This window comes from Bradyrhizobium sp. 76, from assembly GCF_023073025.1.
Taxonomy (GTDB): Bacteria; Pseudomonadota; Alphaproteobacteria; order Rhizobiales; family Xanthobacteraceae; genus Bradyrhizobium.
This window is the reverse complement of sequence record NZ_JADPIS010000008.1, coordinates 1-2935: the sequence shown is the minus strand read 5'-3', so window position 1 is coordinate 2935 and position 2935 is coordinate 1. Positions and strand designations below refer to the sequence as shown.

1 protein-coding gene and 3 pseudogenes are annotated in these 2935 nt (G+C 58.5%); 3 read left to right on the top strand and 1 reads right to left on the bottom strand.

All coding sequences use genetic code 11. The features are described 5' to 3' along the window. Positions 1-272: 272 nt before the first annotated feature. Positions 273-1157, top strand: a pseudogene (locus IVB48_RS00160) (IS110 family transposase); the annotation flags it as partial. A 341-nt stretch (positions 1158-1498) separates the two neighbouring features. Further along, positions 1499-2011 (top strand): annotated as a pseudogene (locus IVB48_RS00155) (IS5/IS1182 family transposase); the annotation flags it as partial. On the opposite strand, the gene IVB48_RS00150 reads toward IVB48_RS00155, so the two are convergent. Further along, a complete protein-coding gene (locus IVB48_RS00150; RefSeq protein WP_346658958.1) occupies positions 1905-2483 on the bottom strand; it encodes an asparaginase in 579 nt (192 codons plus the stop codon). The pseudogene IVB48_RS00155 and the gene IVB48_RS00150 sit on opposite strands and share 107 nt — an antisense overlap. Before the next feature lie 237 nt (positions 2484-2720). Here IVB48_RS00150 and IVB48_RS00145 point away from each other — a divergent pair. Beyond that, positions 2721-2935 (top strand): annotated as a pseudogene (locus IVB48_RS00145) (IS5/IS1182 family transposase); the annotation flags it as partial.

Genomic DNA, 2935 nt, shown 5'->3' with positions numbered 1-2935 from the left:
GACCCAATCACCATGTCGGCCAAAGCGGCTGCTCACGATCGCGCGAAATGCCTGCTCACCATCGCGTGAAATCACCGCTCACCATCAGCGAAATCCGCACAGATCCGCTCGCAGCAGCAGCGCCAGCGCGGCTGGAAGCTCTATTCCTTCCACGCCCCGGAGGTGGAGTGCATCGGCAAGGGCAAAGCAGCCGCGCCTTACGAGTTAATGGCATGGACCACGCCCGCTCTCAGCGGCAACGTTAAGCCCCGGCAAGAGAAGGAGCACGAGCCATGTCCCATACGAACATTGTCACGATCGGTATCGACCTAGGCAAGAACACATTCCATGTGGTGGGATTCGATGCCACGGGTGCAATCATCCTACGCAAGAAGCGATCGAGAAATCAGCTTGAGCAGTCGCTGGCTAATGTTCCAGCCTGCCTGATCGGAATGGAGGCTTGTTCAGGAGCACACCACCTGGGGCGCAAGCTGGAGAAATTAGGCCATCAAGTACGGCTCTTGCCGGCACAGTATGTGAAGCCATACCTCAAGGGCCACAAGAATGACTTCCGTGATGCCGAAGCCATCGCAGAGGCGACGCAGCGCCCGACCATGCGCTTTGTCCCATTGAAGTCGGCCGAGCAACTTGACTTGCAGGCACTGCACAGAGTTCGCAGTCGATTGGTGACGCAAAGAACCGCGGTCATCAATCAAATCCGAGGCTTTTTGCTTGAGCGAGGGCTGCCAGTCCGGCAAGGAGCGGCAGCGCTCCGACTGGCACTTCCTCAAATTCTCTCAGCGCCAAAAGACAACTTATCACCTCGAGTGATCCAGCTCATTCAAGACTTGGCCGAGGACTGGCGCCATCTCGACCGACGGGTCGCGTCAATGACGAAAGAAATCAACGAACTCGCTGATCAAGATCCACACTGTCGCCGCCTAATGAGTGCGCCCGGCGTCGGGCCGATCATCTCAAGCGCGATGGTCGCCGCCATCGGAACCGGTGATGCCTTCCATAAGGGCCGAGACTTTGCAGCATGGCTTGGTCTGGTACCGAAGCAAATCTCGACCGGCGATCGAACCATTCTCGGGCGCATATCGAGGCGCGGTAATCGGTACCTGCGAACGCTGTTCATTCAGGGCGCCAGAGCCGTACTTCTGCAGCGTCAGAGTTGGCCTTGGCTGGATGTCCGCCCACTTCTGTCCTCAATAACTCGCCGGCCTCAAGAAGGGCCATGGAGTCGAACCAGGCTTCAGAAGTGTCGGTGGAACCGTTTCTCCATTCGTCCTTTCCGTCTCGCAAACCTCGGCGGGTTATTGTGCCTTCCTGATCGGACCTTGGATCTTCCTTTCCGGCCCTGTTTCTTATGCGGTGCGGCCCAAGAGGTTGGCGTCGTAGTCACGGCCCTTTGCGAGCATGCTCCAGGCCATGCGCGCGAGTTTTGCGGCCAGGGCAACAACCAAGACATTGGAGTGGAGCCGCTTGGATGCCGCCTCCAACCAGGCTCCGAAGCCATGTCAAAGCCTCTATCGTCACCAACAACCGCCGTGCTCCCGGTGGCCTGTTCGTGCTGCACGCCAGGGCGCTGCCCGATAACCCGTACGACGGTCACACCTTGCGGGATGTCATCGACCGCACCGAGACGCTCACCGGCTGTGCGATCGAGCGGGCCTATGTCGACAAGGGATATCGCGGCCACGACGCTCAAAATCCCCGCCGAATCTTCATCTCTGGCCAGAAGCGCGGCGTCTTCGGTGTCATCAAGCGCGAGCTGCGCCGCCGCTCCGCCATCGAACCCATCATCGGACACCTGAAGACCGATGGTCACCTCGGTCGCTGCTACCTCAAAGGCCGCGCCGGCGATGCGGCCAACGTCATCCTCTCAGCCGTCGGCCACAACTTCCGCCGCATCCTCGCCCGGCTCAGAGAACTCTTGTGCCTGTTCCTGATCCAGCTCTGGCGCACGCGCGCCCTGTCGGGCCCCGCTCAATTCGGCTTCTTAACGGACGACTATGTATCTCTTCGTTGAGCACAACAAGTACGCCCTGACCTCGCGCCTGGGGGCATGCGGCCACACGGAATGCTCCGATGAGGTTCATGCCCGCATCGGAGGACAGAGCAATGAGAGGGCGCTGGCTTCCAACAATGACGACAGGCACATCGACTTTCAGAGAGAGGTTCAGAAAATGGGCCGTCTCCTCCAGGGTTGATGTGCCATGGCCGATGACGATCCCGCTCGTACCAGCCTGCTCGCGGCAGATCCGTTCGCACAGAAGGGCCAAGCGCCTCAGGATGGGGAACGATATAGCCGAACTCATCAGCGGCCCTTCGTCGTAGACGTCGATATCGACTATATCGCCAGCCTCGGGGATCTCGTTCAAGATTTCCCGAGCCTTCAGCATTACTCCTCGTTTGCTGTAATCGATGGCCTGCAACCTATCACTTTCGATGAATGCGAGGGTCCCTCCGGTGCTGATGAATGCAATTCGAGTTTTCTTCACGATGCTTATCCGACTGTGACTGGTGTACGTACGAAGCCCGAGTGGCAACGTCTTTCATCAATGGGACGCGGAGTGGCAACGATTCGCATAGTTGGCACGGTTGCTGATGAGATCGCGCAAGTCTTCCAAGCTAACGAGAAAACCATGGCGCTGCCTCTAGCAGTCTGCTGAAAAACCCCCTCGCCAGGGAGGGGACTTGATGATTCACTTTATCATCTCGAATCGGCGGAGACGATCATGCGCGGCAGGTTTACGGATCAGGGCGGCCTGTTTTCGTACATCGCGCCGGATAAACGTGTGCCAGCGAACCATCCGCTGCGGAAGGTCCGGGAACTTGTCCGGGATGTTTTGAGTGATTTGAACCGCAGCCTTGGAAAGCTATACGCCAGCGAGGGACGTCCTTCGATCCCTCCGGAGCAATTGCTGAGCGCCTTGCTGCTGCAGGTGTTCTA